This window comes from Pseudomonas phytophila (assembly GCF_025643095.1).
Lineage (GTDB): Bacteria > Pseudomonadota > Gammaproteobacteria > Pseudomonadales > Pseudomonadaceae > Aquipseudomonas > Aquipseudomonas quasicaspiana.
Map to the genome: position 1 here is coordinate 6,146,388 of NZ_CP081201.1, position 20,837 is coordinate 6,167,224.

The following is a 20,837-nucleotide window of genomic DNA, read 5'->3' on the forward strand; positions in this document are numbered from 1 at the left end:
TTTCTACCCTTTACTCCGGGGTAATCTCGGTTTCGCAATTCATTAGCGTTAGCTCGCCCCCTGGACCTGCGGCCCTTTATGCGACGTCATCCATGCCGTCGGCCAGTGCAAACCCAACGAGCATCAACACCCCCTCTACAGCATCTGAATCCGGATCAGAGCTGATGCCACGCACCAGCGGCACATCCCTCAAGGAAAGCTTCCTGCTATACGGACTGCCGGGGCTTTTACTGCTTTCAACTGTCTTGATCATCGTGATTCGTGTGAACCGTCAACTGAGCTCGGAAATCACCCGAAGGATGGAGCTGGAGCAACAACTCCGAAGTAGCGAGTATCACTACCGCGGGATGGTCGAGAGCCTGTCGGCAATTGCCTGGGAGGCCAACCCGGAAGATTATTGCTACAACTACGTCTCACCTCAGGCTGAGAGCCTGCTGGGCTACCCGCTTCATCAATGGAAGGAACCGGGGTTCTGGCAGAGCATCGTGCACCCTCAGGACTTGCAGAAGACTGAAGCGCTGTGCAGAGAAGCCGCCAGCAGCGGCAACGATCACAGTGTCGACTACCGCGTCATCAGTGCTGACGGCCGAACACTCTGGATACGCGACATCGTCAGTTTGATAAAGCAGGGTCGCAAGTCCGTCATGCGCGGGCTGATGATCGACATCAGCGAAACCAAGCAAACCGAAGAAGCCCTGCGACTTTCCGAAGGTAAATTCGCCTCGGTATTCGCTCAGTGCCCGGACATTCTTGTGATTGCCAGCCTGGTGGACGGCGCCGTTCTGGAAGCCAATACCGCGTTTGTCGACCAGATAGGCTTTCCCGTGGAGGACATCATTGGGCGCACACCCACCGAACTCGACATCTGGGGCATTCCAGGCATAGGCCCCGGGATACTGGAACGACTACAGAAAGGCAGCATCCGCAACCTTGAGATGCCCTTTCGGCGCAAAGACGGCCGCATGTTTTCCGGGCTGGTTTCCGCCGAACCTTTTGACCTGGACTCCACGCCAGCGGTAGTCGTTGTCGTGCGGGATATCACCCAGCTCAAACAGGCCCAGCAAGAACTTCAGATGTCTGAAGAGAAGTTCGCCAAATCATTCCATTCCTCACCGGACGGCCTGCTGATTACTCGTCAGCGCGATGGGATGCTGGTCGAGGTCAACGAAGGGTTCAGCCGCATCACCGGTCACGAAAGCTCGACCTCACTGGATCAGTCCGTCATCGATCTTGGAATCTGGGCGAATCTGGACGAGCGTAGCAAGCTGCTGGAGCAGTTGAACCGCGAAGGTTTCGTCCGTGATTTTCGTAGCCACATCAGGCACAAGGATGGTCAGATTCGGCTGTGTGAAATCTCGTCACGGCCACTGCTAATCGGCGGCGAAGCGTGCATGCTGACCATCGCCCGGGACATCACCGAGCGTCATCAGATGCAGGAAAAGCTGCAACTGGCTGCCACTGTCTTCGAGAGCACTGCGGAGGGGGTGTTAATCACCGATACCCGACAGCGAATAAACGCGGTCAATCGGGCCTTCAGCGAAATTACCGGCTATAGCGAGCAGGAAGCGCTTGGTCAAACACCAAGCCTGATGGCTTCAGGTCTGCATGACAGCGCGTTCTATGCAGCCATGTGGTACCAGTTGACCGCTGAAGGACATTGGCAGGGAGAAATAACAAACCGCCGAAAAAACGGGGAGGTCTACCCAAGCTGGCTGACGATCAGCGCGGTCCGAAACAGGGAACAGTTCATCACCCACTTCGTCGCAGTCTTCGCCGACATTTCAAGCCTCAAACATGCTCAAGCACGCCTGGACTATCAAGCTCATCATGACCCGCTGACCGGTCTGCCCAATCGAACGCTTTTCGAAAACCGCCTGCAAGCGGCCTTGCTGCACAGCATGGAATCCAACAGCCTTGGCGCGGTGCTGTTCCTTGACCTTGATCGCTTCAAGCACATCAACGACAGCCTCGGACACCCCGTGGGCGACCTGCTGCTCAAGGGCATCGCACAACGCCTCAAAGAAACCCTGCGCGACATCGACACAGTGGCGCGCCTGGGCGGAGACGAGTTCATCATCCTGCTGCCGGGCCTGCTGCACCCGAGCGACGCCGAAACCATCGCCGCCAAGCTACTGGCCTGCTTCACCGCACCGTTTCAGGCCGGGGAACATGAGTTCTTCATGAGCGCCAGCATTGGCAGTTGCCTGTTCCCTACCGACGGTCACGACGTGGCCACAGTGGTGAAGAATGCTGACGCCGCCATGTACCGCTCAAAAGCCAAAGGTCGCAACCGCGTTGAAAGCTATACCCAGGATCTGACCTCACAGGCCAGCGCCCGCATCGCGCTCGAACATGAACTGCGCCGAGCCATCGAGCGTAATGAGTTCAGCCTTTGCTATCAGCCGAAAATCAGCCTGCTCAACCAACAGCTGGTTGGCGCAGAAGCCCTGCTTCGCTGGACACATCCCACTTTTGGCGAAGTACCACCTGAGCATTTCATTCCATTGGCTGAAGAGAACGGCATGATTCTGCAGATCGGCGATTGGGTGCTGGAACGCGCCTGCCTGCAACTGTACGAGTGGAACAAGCTTTACGCCCCTTTCGGAGCGCTCTCAGTAAACCTGGCGGGCGCACAGTTACGTCAGCCCAATCTACTGGCCCGGATCGAACAGCTGCTCTCTGACCACAACCTGGCCCCCGACTGCCTGCAACTGGAGATCACCGAAAACTTCATCATGAGCCAGGCGGAAGAAGCCCTCGCCGTCCTGCACAAACTCAAAAATCTCGGCGTACAACTCGCTATCGATGACTTCGGCACAGGCTACTCATCCCTGAGCTACCTGAAACGCTTGCCACTGGACATCCTGAAAATCGATCAGTCATTTGTGCGCAGCCTGCCCGATGATCCACACGACGTCGCCATCGTCCGCGCCATCATCGCCCTGGGCCGCAGCATGCAATTGACCGTCATCGCCGAAGGCGTAGAGAACAACGAACAACAGCAATTCCTCGCCAACGAAGGCTGCGAACAGATCCAGGGCTACATCGTCAGCCTCCCTCTCCCACCCGATGAATTCAGCTCGAAATTTCTTCGTACGACTCTTTCGGACTTTTCGGATAGCACAGCATCGAAACCGCCGTTATAATCCGCGGCCTACTGAGGGCCTATAGCTCAGTTGGTTAGAGCAGGGGACTCATAATCCCTTGGTCCACGGTTCGAGTCCGTGTGGGCCCACCAAATTAAAAAGCCGCGCTAATGCGCGGCTTTTTTTGTTTTGGGTTGAATACTTTCATGCGTTCGAAACGCTGGAAAGGTCCTGAATAGGGACATAGGTCCCTTTTAAGGGCCGATACATTTGACATGCCAGCCCTTCCCCTAAACGATGCGCTCTTCGCGAAAAAATCACCGGAAGTACCGGCTGCTCAATCCGAGGCTAAAAAGCAGCTGAAGATCACTCAAAGGATTTGAAAAAATGATTGAGATCGAAGAAGGTAGCGGCAACGTCTACGCTGACCTCGGCCAGGATGACGCCAAGGAGATGCTGGTCAAGGCTCAGCTAGCGTCGAAGATCGGCGGCATCATCAAAGCTCGCCATCTGACTCAGCTCGAAGCAGCTGAAATCCTGGGCATGCCTCAGCCCAAAGTGTCCGAAATGCTGCGCGGGAAATTCAGAGGAATCAGCGAGACCAAGATGATCGACTGCCTGTCTCGACTTGGGCGTGACGTTCAGATAGTCGTCAAGACAGCGCCTCGTTCGCGTCATGGTGTGGGACGTGTTGAAGTTGTGTTTGCTTGATCGGGCGTTAAGTTACGACGACACTGCCAAGCAAATGAAGGCAGCCCTGTGGGAGCGAATTCATTCGCGAAGGGGTCGGTGCATCCGATAAAGAACTATCGCCCGTGATGCCGCATTCGCGAATGAATTCGCTCCCACAGGTATACCGCGCTTGCAGTTTCGTAGCCTCAATCCACCACCACATGTGGCAAGAACCGGCTGCTGTCCTTGGTGATCAGGCTGTCGTCTTCCCGAATGCCAATCCCTGAAGCCACATCGCCCACGACCCATGAACCAATGAGTGTGTAGCTGTCGCCGAAGCGTGGCAGCGGGGCGAATTTTTGCAGGATGTAGGGCGCGTCGTTGTAGGGGCCGTCTTCGAAAATGACTTCGTCACCGGGGGTGCGGATTTCGATGTTTGCACCTTCGCGGGAGAAGTAGGGTTTGCGGACCCAGCCTTTAGGGACAGGCGCTCGCGGGTCTTTGTCGACGAAGGTCGGCAGCAGGTTCGGATGGCCTTCGTTGAATTTCCAGAGCAGCGGCAGAATGCCTTTGTTGGAGATGATGGACTTCCACGCAGGCTCGATGAATTGCGTGTCGCATTGCGGGACTGCCTGCCCATGAGGCTCGTGGAACACGTGTTCCCAGGCATGCAGTTTGAAAATACGCTCGATCCAGCGGCCTTCAAGGTCGACGAAGCGGCCTTGGGAGTTGAGGCCGATGTCTTCGATGTCGATGTGCCGGGTTTCGATGCCGACGTGTTCCGCCATCTTGCGCAGGAACTCAGTGGTGCCTCGGTCTTCTGCTGAACCTGACATGGCGGAGAAGTAGAACGGCCCGCCTTCTCTGATGGCTGCGAAAGCCCGGACCAGATCTTCTGCCAGCGAATTGAACTGCGAGGCATGTGCAGGCAAGACGCCTCGGGCGATTTGCTCTTCCAGCCAGATAAGCTGAAATGCGCCAGCTTCATAGGCAGAAGTTGGCGTGTCCATATTGCCTTCCAGCAGCTTAGCCGGATTCACGCCGTCATAACTGAAGTCGAAGCGCCCGTACAAATGTGGGTGCCCTTCCTTCCAGGACGTCCGGACCAGATCGAAGAACGCTGGCGGGATGGCCAGTTCAGTCAGCAACTCCTCGCTTTCCACCACCCGCTCGACGGCATCCATACACATGGCATGAAGCTCCTGAGTCGGAGCTTCAATGTCACGGGTGATCTGAGCCTCGGAGAACTGGTAGTAAGCGCGCTCATCCCAATAGCGCTCGCCGTCGATGGTGTGGAAATCGAATCCCTCACGCTCGGCGGTCTCGCGCCAGTCAGGCCGCTCTTCGATACTGATCTTTTTCATGGCTGGCGCTCCCGTTAGCCGCCGAAACCGCTGCTTTTGCCGCCCCAGCCACTGCGCGCCGTTGCCTGGCTGCCAAAGCCGCCACGGGAAACCGATGACGAGACTGACGAGTTACGGCCCAGTGTGCTCTTGGAGTAGGTACCGGTTGAGCTGGTGCGCGCCTGAGTGGAATTGCCGAAGGTCTTGCCGCGCTCGATCTGACGCGACAGCGTCGAGGACTGATAGCCGCCGCGCGAGTCGCGCTCCTGATAAACCGGTTGGGAATAGTAACGACCGCCGCCACCACTGAACCCGTTGATCATGTTGCTGACCAACATGCCCATCAGAAACCCGTTGACGCCGGAGCTGGCGAAGCCTGAGCCCCCCGACTGGTTCGCCTGAGCCTTGGCAGCCTCGACCTGATCCTTGGGCAGCTCACCGGAAATCTCCAGTTGAAAGCCACCCAGCTTGGGCGTGAATTTGCCGTCGGAATTCTGCTGGCAGTAATCAGGGACAAAATCCGCTTCACAGGCGGCCGCATTGTCGTACGTTGGGGCGATACGGCGGTGATCCGCCAAGGCCGTCATGTAGGCATCCGAGCACACATCGACGGGAACCTTCTGGTCCACGCAGGCTTGCACAGTCGGATACGTCTGCTGAGCCGTCACTTCCACAGTATCGGACTTGCTGCACGCACTGATTGCCAGCGGCAAGGTGCTGGCCAGGACCAGCTTCAAAGAACTACGTCTCATCGAATACTCCTTTCGATCACAGGCAATCAGGTCGACGGCGTCATGCAGGCCGAATTGAGGAAGCCGACACTGATCGAAACGCTGGCTGCGTAAATGGCAGCGGCCAGTTCGCCACGGGTGATGCGAGCCGAGAGGTCTTTGAGAACAAAATTGGTCGCGGTGAACGCCAACAATTGCACGACGGCTGCGATAAGCGCCCAGATCACCACGTCCAGCACACTGATGCTGTAAGTAATCACGTTACTGGCAGGCAGGGCGAAACCAATCAATGCACCGCCCAGCGCAATAGCTGCAGCGACATTGCCTTCACGAATCTGCACGAACTCCTTGTGCGGCGTCAGACGTGTGTAGGCCATCTGGAACAGAGCGAACAAGCCACCCGCCACAATGATGTAGATAATGAAGCTCAGCACGGATTGAAAGCTGAGGGACAAACTAAGCGCATCAAGCATTTTTTACTTCCTTTTAGAGGACGGTGAAATCAGTGGATTGCAGCGTGACGCCAACCGAGGTCGTGAGCGAGACCACGCCCTCTTCATCCTCTTCGACAGACAGCAGCAAAAACTCGCGTCGATCAATCAAGCCCGTGTCGCGGGCGTACAGCATACTCAAATGCTCGATACGGTAGCTGCCATCCGGGTTGGCAACATGTTCAGTCATCGGCGTCAGCTCAGTCTGTCCTTGTTCAGTACCCCACTGGCGCTCGTACTCCCAGCCGTCATGCTCATACACTGGCAAACCGATTTTCGATTCAGGGCCCACCAGACGCTTCAATTCAGACTCGCTGTTGATGGTCACGACACTGCTGTAGCCGAACAGGATAACGTCCTGAACGTCTTCAGCCGCAGGGCCATTCATCATGACCTGCATCCAGTAGTCTTCATCTTCGAAATAGAAGCGCACCAGCCGGATGGACTGTCCGAGGTCAACATGGCCCACAGACCACACCACCTCTTCGTTGGGTACGACCAGTTCCGAATGCCCATCAAGCAGCAGCTTGAGGGAGTCATCAAGATCCAGCATGCGCCCGGTTGCCAGGCCAAACGGCGCGAGCAACGCAGCGCCATTCAACGGCGCGGTCGCGGCGGATGGCTTTGGCGGTGCCAGGCCCAAAGCTCGTTTGATCCAACTCATAATGCGTTTCCTTTCATTGACGCCAGAGCGATGCTCAGCGCGAAATTGCTCAAACTGATGGTTTTTCCACCAGCCCTTTTGCGTGCATCAGCCAGGCCACGACAATACCTGCAAGCGCGCCCGCAATGTGTGATTCAAACGAGACGCCCGGCACCGGTATGAAGCCCAGGATCAGTCCGCTGTAACCCACTAACGTGATCAATGCGACGGCGAAGCTGACCAGACTGCGCTGAAACCACGCGCGCGCCAACAGATAAGCCCACAACCCAAAGATCAATCCGCTGGCCCCGACATGAATCGTCGGCCGACCCACCATCCAAACCAACAGGCCGCCTAACAGCGTTACCAGCAAAACCACACGAACATAACGCTGCAAGCCTTCAGTTGCCACCAACCAGCTCAGCACGATAAAGGGCAGCAGATTACTCAGCAAATGACGAACAGAGCCGTGCAGAAAAGGGGAAAAAATAATGCCTTGCAGCCCCGACCAGGTCCTGGGAACCAGACCATGATTCAGGAGGCTGTTTGCGGTCAGCGAGTTAATCACCTGAACTGCAATCATCACAGCGGCAAGGCCAAGAATAACCCGTAGCCCGTTTCCGACATTCATGTAGGCACCGTTCGAATCAGACGAAGGCTATCGAGAAAAGCAAACAGAAAAAAGGGGCAAACGGGTATCCGCCTGCCCCTCTTTCAACGATGTTACTGACCCGCGTTGCCGCCTTGGTTCTGCGCCTTGAGGCGAGCCAGCACGTCAGCAGCGCCACCGGTTTTCGCACCGATACCGGCGTCCTGCAGACGACGCTCAAGATCACCGCCATTGGCGGCGTCCGCGAGCTCTTCTGCGGCTTCCAGCTTGGCATCCTGCTCGTCCTGACGCTGCTTGATGCGCGCCAGCGAACCCACTGCAGTTTCCAGACGACCATTGGCACCGCCCGTGGCTGCCGCGGCGTTGATCTGCGCTTTCTGCACGCTGTCACGCGCCTTGGCCATGTCGGCTTGCTGACGCAGGCCTTTGATCTGGCTTTCGGCCTTGGTGACCTGAGCCGTCAACTTGGTGACCTGAATGCCGAACTGGTCAGCTGCGGCTTTTTCCTGATCGCGCAGTGCAGTCAGTTCGGAAACCTTTTCCGCACATTCCAGAGCCAGGCCTTCTTCGCCCTTGTTCATGGCGGCGATGGCTTTCTGTTCCCAGTTGGCGATGTTCTTGTCGTGTTCATCCACACGCTGTACGGACAGCTTGTGTTTGGCTTTGATCTGGATCAGTTGATTGCGAGCGGCGAGCATAGAGGCATCGGCGTCACGGATTTCCTGGTCCAGAATTCGGAGTGCCTGAGCGTCGACGATTGCCTCACCGACCTCGGAGGCGCCGCCACGCATAGCGGTAACCATTTTCTTCCAAAGGCTCATTGATTTGTCTCCCGATTACTGTGAGTCAACTGTTAAAAAATCTTCGTAGGCATCAGCGGCGCGGATCACGTTGTCTGCCAGGGTAAACACTTCCTGGACAATGACGGTCAGTGAAGAAGCCGCGCTCAGCGCGCCAAACATGCTGTAAACGGTCTCGCCGTTCGGCATGGTTTCGATACCGATGGACGACAGCGGGAAGATGTCCCGGCTGCGCAAAACGGTGTCGTTGAAAGCCGCGACGTCTTTTACCTGGGAGGCGTAAACCAGTACGCAATCCACAAGAATCTGATCGCCAGCAATTGCAATGATGATCGGCAGGCCGCCGAAGTTGTTCATCGTAACGCTCAAACTTGGCTCGGCCCCCTGAACCAGCGTCAACTCGACTTCATTACTCTTTACCACGTCCAGTTCAGCGAGCGCCGAGTGCAGCGTGTCGATGGTCCAGTTGGTATTTTCGCTCATGAATTCCTCCAGTTTGATGCGGTTACCCAAATAGGGCTGGCGTAACACTTTTTCGACGTTTCTCAAGACTTCAGCGTTTTCAGGAAGCACATACAGCTCTCTTTTAACGTACCCGGCCGCCGTCAGCCGTGCACGCATTTCACGCATGTAGTCGGTTGAAGTTTTTCGAGCCATCCAAGCGCCTTCCGGGATATCACATGTGATAGGTCAGCAAGCTACGCTCAAAAAAACTGATAAGCAATACCTCACATGTGATGAAACATTTCATTGCGACTGTGGCTTACTGGTGCCATCCCGCGTCTCTTCTGGGATCGATTCTCAAACCGCGCGGTCTTTTACGCATGACGAATTCCCGCTCTCTCCGTTTGCCTTTCTGGCTGCGTCGCGTTTTGCGACCTTTGCTGGATCCTTATCGCCGCTTCCGCCACGCACGCCTGATCCACGCAGCGCGAATCGCGGTCGGGTTGCTGGTGACGATTCTGTTGACCACAGGGCTCAACCTGCCTCACGGCGAGTGGGCATCGGTGACGATGCTGATCGTGATTGGCGGCTTGCAGCATCATGGCAATATCCGCAAAAAATCAGTCGAGCGAGCCTACGGAACGTTGATTGGCGCAGGGCTTGGATTGCTGGTCGTTGTGCAGCAAGGCTATCTGGAGATACCGCTGCTGACCTACGCCATGATGTCGGTGATGTGCGGATTCTTTGCGTATCACGCGATCGGTAAAGGCGGTTATACCGCCCTGCTGTCGGCTATTACCTTGTTCATCGTCGCAGGCCATGGCTACAACCCGATCAGCGATGGCTTGTGGCGCACGGTCGACATCCTGATCGGTATCGCACTGGCGCTGGCGTTCTCTTTCGCCCTGCCGCTTTATGCGGTCTTCTCCTGGCGCTACAACCTGGCCAGCGGCTTGCGTGACTGCGCCAAGGTCTATGGCCGAATCATCCACGGCCAGCCGGTAGCGGCTGATGAGCATTTGAAGTTAGTGGCTCGCCTGAACAGCACTATGCTGCAATTGCGCTCGCTGTTGCCGTCGGTGTCCAAGGAAGTGCGAATTTCCATGGTCGAACTGGATGCCATTCAAGGGCACTTCCGTATGTGCCTGAGCACGCTGGAAATCCTCGCCAATATACGGCCTGATGATCTTGATCAAGCGGCCGGCCCTGAGTGGCGCGCACGTCTGGACACGGAGTTTCGTCAAACCCGCCGCCAGTTGATCGCCATGGCGCGCGCTCTGCAGACAGGCGCTACCGAGCGCCTGCAGCGTACCTCCGAAACCAGTCTGCCAGACATGGGTTACCCGATACCGGTGCAACTGACCGGATATCACCTGTTGATGCTGCAACTGGCGAGCAACATCGACGGCCTGCAGCAAAGGCTGGCAAAGACATCCAGACGCTGGAAAATTTGAGCATGAAGCAGTTGCTTGAATGGCTGCTTCGTTTTTCGACCTGCCCTTTTGGCCCCCCAGTCAAATCTTCGTTATAGCGCTGTCACAAAGGGAAGATAGCTTCATCTGCAAAAACATCCTGATCGCGACCGAAAACGCTTTTAAAAGCGACACAACGGACAAGATTCTGGCTTCATCAGCCTCACAGATGACATATCTTTAAAACTGCTATAGCTTGCCCAAACGCACATTGCTATCAGCGACAAAACAAAGAGGAAGTCCACACTTCCCGAATTTCAAAGGGGCAAATTACCTGCCCCTTTTTCTATACCTTCTTTGCACATGTTTATGTGAAGGCTGCCGCCTAATCACTCTTTGAAGTACACGAAAATGATCGAACCCGAACGGATCGTCACTCTCTCCCGGGAAGTGGAAGCGTTAGCGAATCGAGGTGTCAGCGACATACAGATGATCACGCGGCAAACCCGATTATTGGCGATCAACGCGCTGATTGAAGCGGCGCATGCGGGTAAAGCCGGCCTGGGTTTCTCGGTGGTGGCAGAGGAGGTCAAAGACATTTCCGAACGGATTTCGAAAATCGCCAGTGGCCTGACCCAGGATTTGCAGGCATCAGTCAACGAACTGACTGACCTGGGCCGTGGCATGTGCTTCGACGTACGCGGTCAGCGGCTGGCAGATCTGTCGCTGAACATGATCGAGATCATCGACCGCAACCTTTATGAGCGCACGTGCGATGTGCGCTGGTGGGCAACCGACGCCTCGCTGGTCGATGCGTTAACCACAACCACGCCGCAAACCAGTGCTCACGCCAGCGGGCGGCTGGGGATCATTCTCGACAGCTACACCGTGTACCTGGACATCTGGGTTGCAGACACCAAAGGGCGCGTCATCGCTTCGGGTCGACCGGATACTTTTGGCAAGGTTATCGGTGCCAACGTAGCCGAGGCGCCATGGTTCAAGCAAGCCGTGCGGCATTCATCCGGCGATCAGTATTTCGCCGGCGAAGTGGCCGTGGAACCGTTGCTTAACGGCTCGCAAACCTGTGCGTTCAGTGCTGCTGTACGCAGCAAAGCCGGCAAGCAAACACCGGTGATTGGCGTGATCGGGATCTTCTTTGACTGGAAAAATCAGGCGGATTCGATCATCAACGGCGTGCGCTTGAGCGACGAAGAGCGCGCTCGCAGCCGGGTGATGCTTGTGGATGCCAATCACAAGGTCATTGCCAGCTCCGACGCCCAAAGCCACTTGGGCCAAAACGTTGACCTGAAGTTAAAAGCCGGACAAGCCAGCGGTTACAGCGCTCAGGCTAACAACGTCATTCAGGGTTACTCGATGACACCTGGATTCGAAACCTATCCAGGCATGGGCTGGCTGGGTGTGATCGAGCAGCAGCTGCCCGCGATAGAGGGGTAGCTCGGCGTAGATCAAGCTAAATAGTTTGAAATGCATTCCTGTAGGAGCTGCCGAAGGCTGCGATGGATTTATCCTGAAACACCGCATTCGCAGCCTTCGGCAGCTCCTACAGGGACCGTGTTGATGTGTGATTACACTCAATACCCCGCAGCAGCCCCATTACTGCGCGGATCAAACGCTCCCTCGAAAGAGCCATTCGGCAAACGAACCGCCGCTGCCGCATGCCCCATGGTTTCGGTAAAGGGCGCAAGTATCTCGACCTCATGACCGAGCGCTTTCAACTGCTCAATCACCTCGGGTGCGGCGCGTGACTCCAGCTTCAACGTATCGCTGCTGTCGCCCCAGGTTCTGCCCAGCAACCAGCGTGGCGCGGTGACAGCCTGTTGCAGTGGCTGGCCGAACACCGCGTATCGGCTGAACACCGCAGCCTGTGTCTGTGGCTGACCATCTCCGCCCATGGTTCCATAGACCAGCGTACGGCCGTCACTCAACCGCGCCGCCGCAGGGTTCAATGTGTGGAACGGCTTCTTGCCGGGTTTCAGCGCCAGCAGGTGATCAGGGTCGAGGCTGAATGAAGCGCCCCGATTCTGCCAGTTCAGGCCGCTTTCCGGCAGCACCACGCCACTGCCAAACTCGTGATAGATACTCTGGATAAACGACACCGCCAAACCACTGCTGTCGATGATGCCCATCCAGATCGTATCGCCCGGTCCCTTACCTTCCCCCCAGAGTGCCGCGTGATGTGGATCGATGCGTTCAGCCAAAGCATGCAAGTAGTCAGCTTCAAGACAGGCCTGTGGCTCGATGGTCATGTGCTCGGGATCGGTGATGTGCTCATCGCGCACTGCAAAGGCCAGTTTGGTGGCCTCCACAAGGGTGTGGATATGCTCGGCGCTTTCAGCCGTGCACTGGCTCAGGCCAGCGTGGTCTGCGATGCCAAGGATCAATTGCGACACCAGCCCCTGACTCGGCGGCGGCATGTTGAACACGGTGCCAGCGCTGTGCTGGAGCGCCAAGGCCCGGACACGTTTGGCGCGATAACCGGCCAGGTCGCTACGAGTGACCGGCGCGCCTACCCGCTCCAGATCCATGGCGATGGAGTCCGCCAGCGAGCCGCGGTAGAAACTGTCCAGCCCCTCTTCTGCCAGGGTTCGCAAAGTAGTCGCGAGACGCGTTTGCTTGAACAGACTGCCTGCCAAAGGCGCTTGGCCGTCGTGCAAAAAGGTTTCGGCGAAGCCTGGAATATCCTGTAATTCAGCCTTCTTGCTTGCCGTTGCCATGTGCTGGGACGGCGTCACCGGGATGCCGGATTCCGCATAAAAGATTGCATCGGCCAGCAGTCGAGGCAGCGGCAGACGACCGCCCCTTTCGGTGCTGACCTGCAACGCTTCTTGCCAACCGCCGACAGTACCGGCAACCGTCAGCGCAGCATCAGGGCCTCGAACCGGAATACGCGTCATGCCCGCGTAATGCTCCATGGTCGCGAGGCTCCCGGCAGGGCCGCTGGCATCAATGGCAACCGGATCTCCTTCGGGCGGCACAATCAACCAGAAGCCATCGCCGCCCAGGCTGTTCATGTGTGGATACACCACCGCAATCGTCGCGGCAGCAGCGACCATCGCTTCAATTGCGTTGCCACCCTCACGCAAAACAGCCAGTGCCGATTGCGCAGCCAGGCTATGAGGCGCGACGGCGATGCCACGGGCAGCGAGCGTTGTATTAAGCATTCAGACTCCTTGGTTGACGGGCTGCGGGGCGTTCTTCGCCAGCCAGTTGATGCGCATGCGTTTGAGTACGAAAAAAGCCAGCGCAGCGGTAATGATGTCGAAGCTGATCGCAACGGCAAACACCGGTACCCAGCTGTCGGTGTATTGGTGCAGCAAGGCCGCCACCGGACCACCGAAGATTGAGCCGATGCCTTGGGCCATGTACAGAAAGCCGTAGTTGGTCGTCGCGTTTTTGCTGCCGAAGGTGTCCGTCAGCGTCGACGGGAACAGCGAGAAAATCTCACCCCAGCCGAGAAATACCACGCCTGACAGCAACACGAAAAGGACCGGGTTATCGATGGTCAGAAACCACAACGTCATCGCGACGCCTTCAAAGAAGAAAGCGAAGGCCATGGTATTTTCCCGGCCCCAATGATCAGAGATCCAGCCAAACAAAGGCCGCGTCAGCCCGTTGCAAATACGGTCGATGGTCAACGCCAGTGGCAGAGCCGCCATGCCCATGACCATCACATTGGTCATGCCGAAGTCCTTGGCGAAACTGGCCATCTGCGAAGTGACCATCAGGCCCGACGTGGACATCATGGTGAACATCGCAAACATCAGCCAGAAGACCGGTGTTTTCAGCATTTGTCGCGGCGCCACATCCGCAACCACTCGGCCTACGATTGGCACCGGCTGCTCGGCGAGTTGCGCGGGCGGTTGCCGCAAGAACTGCGAAGCGACAAACCCGACGATGCCGAGGATCAGGCCGAAGGTCATCAGCGTCGACTCCATGCCGACATCCTTGAGGCTGTTGCTGATCGGGAAGGTCGTGAGCATCGCGCCCATGCCATAACCTGCAGCAACAGCGCCCGCCGCCAGACCACGGCGATCCGGGAACCAACGAACCATCAAGCCGACGATCCCGACATACACGATGCCGGTCCCCAGACCACCCAGCAGGCCATAACTCAGGTACAGCGAAGTCAGTGAGGTTGCCTGGCTGGCGAGAATCCAACTCAACCCGGACAGTACACATCCCGTGGCAATCAACTTTCGCAGGCCAAAACGATCAATCAACCAGCCTTGGGCGGGTGAAAAGAAGGTCTGCAGGATAATTAATAGCGAGAACGTTATCTGCACCTGAGCCAGAGAAACACCCAGTTTCTGCGTCAACGGACCGGTAAATAAAGTCCATACATATTGCGGACTGGAGATGGCCATCATACAAACCATGCCAATAACCAATTGATACCAGCGCGAACTGAAAGCCCCGACGACTGGCTGCTCTAGCGTAAGCGTCTTGCTGACCATAACGAATCTCACTGTCCAAGTGGGTATACGTCTGTTCAGCAAGCGGCATGCCAATAATATTTAAGCAGTAACAGTAAAAATCTAGAACTTCACAAGTCCAGTCTGAGCTAATACAAAACCATTGCCCGCACTTATAACTTCCGAAGCAAAAGTCGAAATACAAGCATTAATGGTTTACGGATTACATTTACACACTACTTATTAACGGCCTTTACCTTACGCCTAACTTTCAGGCTCATCTAACGCTGGCAAGACACAAGGCATCGCTTAACGGACACATCGCCTTTTTTGTTCACTTGGTAGCTCACATTGTGCGCACCAGAATGATTCTGCCTGCTTCGTTTTAGCCCGCACGCCCCCCATCCGCGGCCGCCACAGGTAATATGCCCGCAGCCTTGAAGGAGAGACTCTTTGTCCACCACTCGCCAACCCGTCCTTGATGAAGTCGACCGCCAATTGATCGCAGCCCTGCAGATTAATGCTCGCGAAAGCGTTGCCATGCTTGCCCGGCAACTGGGTATCGCCCGGACCACCGTGACGTCCCGGCTGGCACGGCTTGAAAGCGCCAAGGTGATCACCGGCTATGGCGTGCGCCTCAGTCAACGAGTAGTTGATGGTGGGTTGCAGGCCTATGTCGGGATCACCGTGCAACCGCGCTCGGGCAAGGAAGTGCTACGCCGCTTGAGCAGCCTGACTCAGGTCCAGCAGCTGTGTGCTGTGAGTGGTGAGTTTGATTACGTAGCCTGGCTGCGCACTGATTCGCCGGAGCAACTGGACCAGCTACTGGATTTGATCGGCGGCGTTGATGGCGTCGAAAAAACCACGACCTCGATCATTCTCAGCAGCAAGATTGATCGCGGGCAGCCGGTTTAGAGCAACGCCCTCCTGTAGGAGCTGCCGAAGGCTGCGATGCATTTATCCTGACACACCGCCATCGCAGCCTTCGGCAGCTCCTACAGAAATGCATTTCAATCCAAAACGGTTTGGGTAGATAAAGGGAAATTGTCTAACTGACCACTAGCATCGTCATATCGCACAAAATCACTCCATAACGACGACACTTTGCGTCTTATTTACGTCCCTGCGCTTGTCTAAACTGTCGCTTTCGCGTGTCAGCCAGGTCAGTCATGAAAAACAATCGCCACCCCGCAGACGGTAAGAAGCCGATCACTATTTTCGGCCCGGACTTTCCCTTCGCCTTCGATGACTGGATCGAGCACCCCGCCGGGCTGGGCAGTATTCCTGCCGAGAATCACGGTCAGGAAGTGGCGATCGTTGGCGCGGGCATCGCGGGTCTGGTGGCGGCCTATGAACTGATGAAGCTGGGTCTGAAGCCTGTCGTCTACGAAGCATCCAAGATGGGGGGCCGTCTGCGATCCCAGGCTTTCGAAGGCACTGAAGGCATCATCGCGGAGTTGGGCGGTATGCGTTTTCCGGTGTCTTCCACGGCGTTCTATCACTACGTCGACAAGCTTGGCCTGGAATCGAAGCCTTTCCCAAACCCGCTGACGGCCGCCTCGGGCAGTACCGTTATCGATCTGGAAGGCGTCACCTATTACGCGCAGAAACTCTCGGATCTCCCCGCGATGTTCCAGGAAGTCGCCGACGCCTGGGCTGATGCGCTGGAAGAAGGTTCGGGTTTCAAGGATATCCAGCAAGCCATCCGCGACCGTGATGTGCCGCGCCTCAAAGAACTGTGGAACACCTTGGTGCCATTGTGGGATGACCGTACGTTCTATGACTTCGTCGCCACCTCCAAAGCGTTCGCCAAACTGTCGTTCTACCACCGTGAAGTCTTCGGGCAGGTCGGCTTCGGCACCGGCGGCTGGGACTCGGACTTCCCCAACTCGATGCTGGAAATCTTCCGCGTGGTCATGACCAACTGCGACGATCACCAGCACCTGATCGTGGGTGGCGTAGAGCAAGTGCCGCTGGGCATCTGGCGCCATGTACCGGAGCGCTGCGCCCACTGGCCGGAAGGCACCAGCCTTGCTTCGCTGCATCACGGCGCGCCACGTACCGGTGTAAAGCGGATTGCCCGCGCCGAAGACGGTCTGCTGGCCGTCACTGATAACTGGGGTGACACCCGCCACTACGCGGCGGTACTGACCACCTGCCAGAGTTGGTTGCTGACCACCCAGATCGAATGCGAAGAATCACTGTTCTCGCAAAAAATGTGGATGGCGCTGGACCGTACCCGTTACATGCAATCGTCAAAAACATTCGTGATGGTCGATCGTCCCTTCTGGAAGGACAAAGATCCGGAAACCGGCCGCGACCTGATGAGCATGACCCTCACCGACCGTCTGACCCGCGGCACTTACCTGTTCGATAACGGTGACGACAAGCCAGGCGTGATCTGCCTGTCTTACTCGTGGATGAGTGATGCGCTGAAGATGCTACCGCAGCCCATCGAAAAACGGGTCAAACTGGCGCTCGATGCGCTGAAGAAGATCTACCCTAAAGTCGACATCGCCGCGCGGATCATCGGAGACCCGATTACCGTTTCCTGGGAATCGGACCCGCACTTCCTTGGCGCTTTCAAAGGTGCATTGCCAGGGCATTACCGCTACAACCAGCGGATGTACGCGCACTTCATGCAGCAGGACATGCCTGTCGAACAGCGCGGCATGTTTATCGCGGGAGACGACGTATCCTGGACTCCCGCCTGGGTGGAAGGCGCAGTGCAGACCTCACTGAATGCGGTATGGGGCATCATGACCCATTTCGGCGGCAAGACCCACGCCGACAACCCAGGTCCCGGTGATGTGTTCCACGAGATTGGTCCCATCGCCCTGACCGATTGAACAAAAGGCTGAACCATGCACATCGCCCTGTACCAATGCCCGCCGCTGCCGCTGGATATCGGCGGCAATCTGCAACGTCTGGATGATCAGGCGCGAGAGGCGGCAGCACTCGGTGCAAAGCTGCTGGTTTGCCCTGAAATGTTTCTCACCGGCTACAACATCGGTGCCGACGCGGCGCGTACCTTGGCGCAACCCAGTGATGGCTTCGCTGCGGGTGATATCGCGGCGATTGCCAAGGGTTACGATATTGCGATCCTTTATGGATATCCGGAGCTGGGCGCTGACGACCTGATTTACAACTCTGTGCAGTTGATCGACGGCCACGGCAAGACCCTTTGCAACTATCGCAAGACGCACCTGTACGGCGAGCTGGACAAGGCGATGTTCAGCCCCGGCGAGGACCGTTTTCCGATTGTGGAGTTGAACGGTTGGCGGCTGGGCTTTCTGATCTGCTACGACGTTGAGTTCCCGGAGAACACCCGACGTCTGGCGCTGGAAGGTGCCGAGTTGATTCTGGTGCCAACGGCTAATATGGCCCCTTATGATTTTGTCGCCGAGGTGACCGTTCGTGCCCGGGCCTACGAGAATCAGTGCTACGTGGTTTACGCCAATTATTGCGGCAGCGAGGGCGACATTCATTACTGCGGTCTGAGTAGCCTCTGCGCCCCGGACGGCAGCCGCCTGGCCGTGGCTCAACAGGGCGAGGTACTGATCTCGGGCACCCTGGATCGACAGTTGATGGAGCAGTCGCGGTCGATCAATACCTACTTCAATGATCGACGGCCGGGGTTGTATGTAGGGCTGAGCAAGGATTAACGGCAGGCCTTATCGAACATACAAACTACCGAATTGAAACGCACTCTCTGTAGGAGCTGCCGAAGGCTGCGAAGGATTCATCCTGAAGCGCCTCCATCGCAGCCTTCGGCAGCTCCTACAGATCTGGTGTTTTCTGCAAGACCGCGCGGTGCCATGAATAACCAATTCCGCTAGCATGACCCGATCACGTCTCCCGGAACGCCCATGCCTGCCTCGCCCACCACCGAACACCTGACCCTCGCCAACGGCCTGAACGTCGTGCTGTGCCATGCGCCACGGCTCAAGCGCTGCGCCGCTTCGTTGCGAGTGGCCGCGGGGAGTCATGATGTGTCCGCTGCATGGCCGGGGCTTGCGCATTTTCTGGAGCACCTGTTTTTCCTCGGCACCGAACGGTTTGCCGGGGATGAAAAGCTGATGGCCTTCGTCCAGCGTAATGGCGGGCAGATCAACGCGAGTACCCGTGAGCGAACCACTGATTTCTTTTTCGAGCTGCCGTTGACGGCGTTCGCGCAAGGGCTGGAGCGTCTCAGCGACATGCTCGCTCGTCCGCGCATGACCATGGCCGATCAACTGCGCGAGCGGGAAGTCCTGCATGCCGAGTTCATCGCCTGGTCTCGCGACGTCAAGGCACGCCAGCACATGCAGATGCTGGAAAGTATTTCAGCTCGCCATCCACTGCGCGCCTTTCATGCAGGCAATCGCTATAGCTTGCCGGTGCCGCGTCCGGCGTTTCAGCAGGCGTTGCAGGATTTTTATCAGCGGTTTTATCAGGCTGGGCAAATGACCTTGTGCCTGGCGGGGCCTCAGTCGCTGGAGGAGCTAAAACAGCTGGCGACGAATTATGGCGCAGGGCTGGCCAGTGGCGTAAGGGTCGCGCAAGCCACCCCTCCGAAGCTGGTTGATGATGGGGATCGGATACTTGTGAGGGCCGATCAACAACTGCTTCTGGCCTGTGAGGATTTGCCTGACGGAGCGGATGAGGCTGCCGCGTTTCTGTGTCATTGCCTGAATGGCAGTCGAGCGCAGGGCGTGGTTGAAGCATTGAAGGCGGAAGTGGTTTATCAGTTTGCTGGTCAGATTTTGATCAAGGTCGATGTTAGCGGCGTCAAAGAAATCGCTATCGCGGGCAAGCGCGCTCCTACGGATGGAACGCGTTTTCCTGTAGGAGCGCGCTTGCCCGCGATGGCGTCGGCACTGACACAAAACCTCAAAACCCATTGGCCATCCCTGCGCGACGACTACAACCGCCTTCAGCAACGACAACTGGATGTCAGCTCCGCTCTGGAACTGGCCCACCACCACGCCCGCAACCTGCCCCAAGGCTTATCTGAGCAAGGCGGCACAGCGCTGATCGCTTTGCTGGAACAGATTCAACCGAACACACAACCTTCAGAAATCCACTGGCAACTCCCGAAACCAAACCCTTTCCTGAACGTCCCGAGTAACGGCCACGAAGGCGCACTCTATCTGCGCTGGCGCCTGCCATCCCCGCAACCCACGCTGTGGCGGATGTTTGAGCAGAGCTTGAAGCCCTTGGCGCGGGATGCGAAGCAAGCAGGCGTCAACCTTGAGTTCAGTGCGTACGGCCATTACTGGCAACTCAAACTCAGCGGCCTCGACGCCCCGATGCCTGAAATCCTCAAGCATGCGTTACAACAACTGAGCGCCCCCGACGATGCAAGCCTGGGCCAACCCGGCGATGAACCTGCCCTGATTCCAATCCGGCAGTTGCTCAAAGCACTGCCCGATTGCTATCTGAACGCAGCACCCGCCAGTGAAACCGCCGAAGTTCAAGCCTTCTGGCCAGCCACGCAGTGGATCAGCTTCACGTCAGGTTTTGCAAAGGAAACGATCCCTACGCTGAACAGCGTCTTACGCAGTACGCCGGGCCAGCGGGACAAGCAAACACTCCAAGCGCCAGCGCTGGCAGCCGGTAAGCACTGGCAGTCCGCCGCACCACAATCCTCGGAGAGCGCCGTGCTGCTGTTCTGCCCCACACCCTCCTCCTCCATCGCCGACGAAGCTGCATGGCGATTACTGGCTCATCTGGCACAAAGCCCGTTCTACCAACGGCTGAGAGTCGAGCTGCAACTGGGTTACGCAGTGTTCAGCGGTTTGCGGCAGATTGCCGGACGAACGGGAATACTCTTCGGTGTCCAGTCGCCTAACGCCTCGGCGCCACAACTGGTAGAGCACATAGAACAGTTTCTGAACGATCTGCCTGACTGGATCAACGACGCTGAGCTGACAGCCCAGACTGAAGCCTTGGTCGCGCAATTGGATCTTGATGCCATGGAAACCGCCCAAGCAGCCGAACTGCGCTGGCAGGTGTATCTGGCGGGCCGCGACGAACGGTTCGTGTCCGCGCTACATGAAACATTACGAAACCTCGACCGGCAGACTGTGTTGCAAGCCGCTGCTAGCCTTCGACAGGCCACGGGCGGCTGGCTTTACCTGACCAATAGTCAGCAAACCCCATGGCGCGGGGCCTGATCGTTACCAAAGCT

Annotated in this window: 16 protein-coding genes, 1 tRNA gene and 1 pseudogene; 9 read left to right on the top strand and 9 right to left on the bottom strand. The window is 57.1% G+C overall.

Annotated elements, in window-relative coordinates; genetic code table 11:
- Positions 1-203: 203 nt before the first annotated feature.
- The 3 genes and pseudogenes from K3169_RS27755 to K3169_RS27765 form a co-directional block, all read left to right on the top strand.
- Positions 204-3,146 (top strand): annotated as a pseudogene (locus K3169_RS27755) (EAL domain-containing protein); the annotation flags it as partial.
- A 15-nt stretch (positions 3,147-3,161) separates the two neighbouring features.
- Positions 3,162-3,238, top strand: a tRNA-Ile gene (locus K3169_RS27760).
- 235 nt (positions 3,239-3,473) lie between these two features.
- Entirely contained in the window at positions 3,474-3,797 is a 324-nt protein-coding gene (locus K3169_RS27765) for a helix-turn-helix domain-containing protein (RefSeq protein ID WP_099268484.1), read from the top strand.
- Positions 3,798-3,964: 167 nt separating this feature from the next.
- Here K3169_RS27765 and K3169_RS27770 read toward each other — a convergent pair whose 3' ends face one another.
- The 7 genes from K3169_RS27770 to K3169_RS27800 all read right to left on the bottom strand — a co-directional run bounded on the left by K3169_RS27770 (position 3,965) and on the right by K3169_RS27800 (position 9,033).
- The gene (locus tag K3169_RS27770) at positions 3,965-5,122 is read right to left on the bottom strand and encodes a glutathionylspermidine synthase family protein (RefSeq protein ID WP_263269119.1); all 1,158 of its coding nucleotides are present in this window, start codon (positions 5,120-5,122) and stop codon (positions 3,965-3,967) included.
- Positions 5,123-5,136: 14 nt separating this feature from the next.
- Positions 5,137-5,853, bottom strand: a complete 717-nt coding sequence (locus tag K3169_RS27775; protein ID WP_027899469.1) for a DUF1190 domain-containing protein — start codon at positions 5,851-5,853, stop codon at positions 5,137-5,139.
- Between the two features lie 26 nt (positions 5,854-5,879).
- Positions 5,880-6,305, bottom strand: a complete 426-nt coding sequence (locus K3169_RS27780; RefSeq protein ID WP_027899470.1) for a DUF350 domain-containing protein — start codon at positions 6,303-6,305, stop codon at positions 5,880-5,882.
- A gap of 13 nt (positions 6,306-6,318) precedes the next feature.
- Positions 6,319-6,987: a DUF2491 family protein gene (locus K3169_RS27785; protein WP_027899471.1), complete on the bottom strand. Its 669-nt coding sequence runs from the start codon at positions 6,985-6,987 to the stop codon at positions 6,319-6,321.
- Positions 6,988-7,036: 49 nt separating this feature from the next.
- Positions 7,037-7,597 carry a rhomboid family intramembrane serine protease gene (locus K3169_RS27790; protein ID WP_099268485.1) on the bottom strand — a complete coding sequence of 187 codons (561 nt, stop codon included), beginning with the start codon at positions 7,595-7,597 and terminating at the stop codon, positions 7,037-7,039.
- 92 nt (positions 7,598-7,689) lie between these two features.
- Positions 7,690-8,397, bottom strand: coding sequence for a PspA/IM30 family protein (locus K3169_RS27795; RefSeq protein WP_027899473.1), 708 nt, complete (start codon positions 8,395-8,397; stop codon positions 7,690-7,692).
- A gap of 15 nt (positions 8,398-8,412) precedes the next feature.
- Positions 8,413-9,033 carry a YjfI family protein gene (locus K3169_RS27800; RefSeq protein WP_027899474.1) on the bottom strand — a complete coding sequence of 207 codons (621 nt, stop codon included), beginning with the start codon at positions 9,031-9,033 and terminating at the stop codon, positions 8,413-8,415.
- A gap of 167 nt (positions 9,034-9,200) precedes the next feature.
- Here K3169_RS27800 and K3169_RS27805 point away from each other — a divergent pair, with 167 nt between their 5' ends.
- Both K3169_RS27805 and K3169_RS27810 read left to right on the top strand, forming a co-directional pair.
- Positions 9,201-10,274, top strand: a complete 1,074-nt coding sequence (locus tag K3169_RS27805) for an FUSC family protein (RefSeq protein WP_099268486.1) — start codon at positions 9,201-9,203, stop codon at positions 10,272-10,274.
- 369 nt (positions 10,275-10,643) lie between these two features.
- Positions 10,644-11,687, top strand: coding sequence for a methyl-accepting chemotaxis protein (locus K3169_RS27810; RefSeq protein ID WP_263269123.1), 1,044 nt, complete (start codon positions 10,644-10,646; stop codon positions 11,685-11,687).
- A 137-nt stretch (positions 11,688-11,824) separates the two neighbouring features.
- On the opposite strand, the gene K3169_RS27815 is transcribed toward K3169_RS27810, so the two are convergent.
- Positions 11,825-13,414, bottom strand: a complete 1,590-nt coding sequence (locus K3169_RS27815; protein ID WP_263269125.1) for a gamma-glutamyltransferase family protein — start codon at positions 13,412-13,414, stop codon at positions 11,825-11,827.
- On the bottom strand, positions 13,415-14,707 hold the full coding sequence (gene oxlT / locus K3169_RS27820) for an oxalate/formate MFS antiporter (RefSeq protein ID WP_263269127.1): 1,293 nt from the start codon (positions 14,705-14,707) through the stop codon (positions 13,415-13,417).
- 411 nt (positions 14,708-15,118) lie between these two features.
- Here oxlT and K3169_RS27825 point away from each other — a divergent pair, with 411 nt between their 5' ends.
- The 4 genes from K3169_RS27825 (at position 15,119) to pqqF (ending at position 20,823) form a co-directional block, all read left to right on the top strand.
- Positions 15,119-15,580 carry an Lrp/AsnC family transcriptional regulator gene (locus K3169_RS27825; RefSeq protein WP_263269128.1) on the top strand — a complete coding sequence of 154 codons (462 nt, stop codon included), beginning with the start codon at positions 15,119-15,121 and terminating at the stop codon, positions 15,578-15,580.
- A gap of 254 nt (positions 15,581-15,834) precedes the next feature.
- On the top strand, positions 15,835-17,514 hold the full coding sequence (locus K3169_RS27830) for a flavin monoamine oxidase family protein (RefSeq protein ID WP_027899480.1): 1,680 nt from the start codon (positions 15,835-15,837) through the stop codon (positions 17,512-17,514).
- 15 nt (positions 17,515-17,529) lie between these two features.
- Entirely contained in the window at positions 17,530-18,330 is an 801-nt protein-coding gene (locus K3169_RS27835; RefSeq protein WP_231666379.1) for a carbon-nitrogen hydrolase family protein, read from the top strand.
- Between the two features lie 204 nt (positions 18,331-18,534).
- Entirely contained in the window at positions 18,535-20,823 is a 2,289-nt protein-coding gene (gene pqqF, locus K3169_RS27840) for a pyrroloquinoline quinone biosynthesis protein PqqF (protein ID WP_263269129.1), read from the top strand.
- Positions 20,824-20,837 lie beyond the last annotated feature (14 nt).

Bases quoted from the DNA above. Each gene is read 5' to 3' on its own strand.
- K3169_RS27765 (WP_099268484.1), top strand. From the start codon at position 3,474: ATGATTGAGATCGAAGAAGGTAGCGGCAACGTCTACGCTGACCTCGGC.
- K3169_RS27770 (WP_263269119.1), bottom strand. From the start codon at position 5,122: ATGAAAAAGATCAGTATCGAAGAGCGGCCTGACTGGCGCGAGACCGCC.
- K3169_RS27775 (WP_027899469.1), bottom strand. From the start codon at position 5,853: ATGAGACGTAGTTCTTTGAAGCTGGTCCTGGCCAGCACCTTGCCGCTG.
- K3169_RS27780 (WP_027899470.1), bottom strand. From the start codon at position 6,305: ATGCTTGATGCGCTTAGTTTGTCCCTCAGCTTTCAATCCGTGCTGAGC.
- K3169_RS27785 (WP_027899471.1), bottom strand. From the start codon at position 6,987: ATGAGTTGGATCAAACGAGCTTTGGGCCTGGCACCGCCAAAGCCATCC.
- K3169_RS27790 (WP_099268485.1), bottom strand. From the start codon at position 7,597: ATGAATGTCGGAAACGGGCTACGGGTTATTCTTGGCCTTGCCGCTGTG.
- K3169_RS27795 (WP_027899473.1), bottom strand. From the start codon at position 8,397: ATGAGCCTTTGGAAGAAAATGGTTACCGCTATGCGTGGCGGCGCCTCC.
- K3169_RS27800 (WP_027899474.1), bottom strand. From the start codon at position 9,033: ATGGCTCGAAAAACTTCAACCGACTACATGCGTGAAATGCGTGCACGG.
- K3169_RS27805 (WP_099268486.1), top strand. From the start codon at position 9,201: ATGACGAATTCCCGCTCTCTCCGTTTGCCTTTCTGGCTGCGTCGCGTT.
- K3169_RS27810 (WP_263269123.1), top strand. From the start codon at position 10,644: ATGATCGAACCCGAACGGATCGTCACTCTCTCCCGGGAAGTGGAAGCG.
- K3169_RS27815 (WP_263269125.1), bottom strand. From the start codon at position 13,414: ATGCTTAATACAACGCTCGCTGCCCGTGGCATCGCCGTCGCGCCTCAT.
- oxlT (WP_263269127.1), bottom strand. From the start codon at position 14,707: ATGGTCAGCAAGACGCTTACGCTAGAGCAGCCAGTCGTCGGGGCTTTC.
- K3169_RS27830 (WP_027899480.1), top strand. From the start codon at position 15,835: ATGAAAAACAATCGCCACCCCGCAGACGGTAAGAAGCCGATCACTATT.
- K3169_RS27835 (WP_231666379.1), top strand. From the start codon at position 17,530: ATGCACATCGCCCTGTACCAATGCCCGCCGCTGCCGCTGGATATCGGC.
- pqqF (WP_263269129.1), top strand. From the start codon at position 18,535: ATGCCTGCCTCGCCCACCACCGAACACCTGACCCTCGCCAACGGCCTG.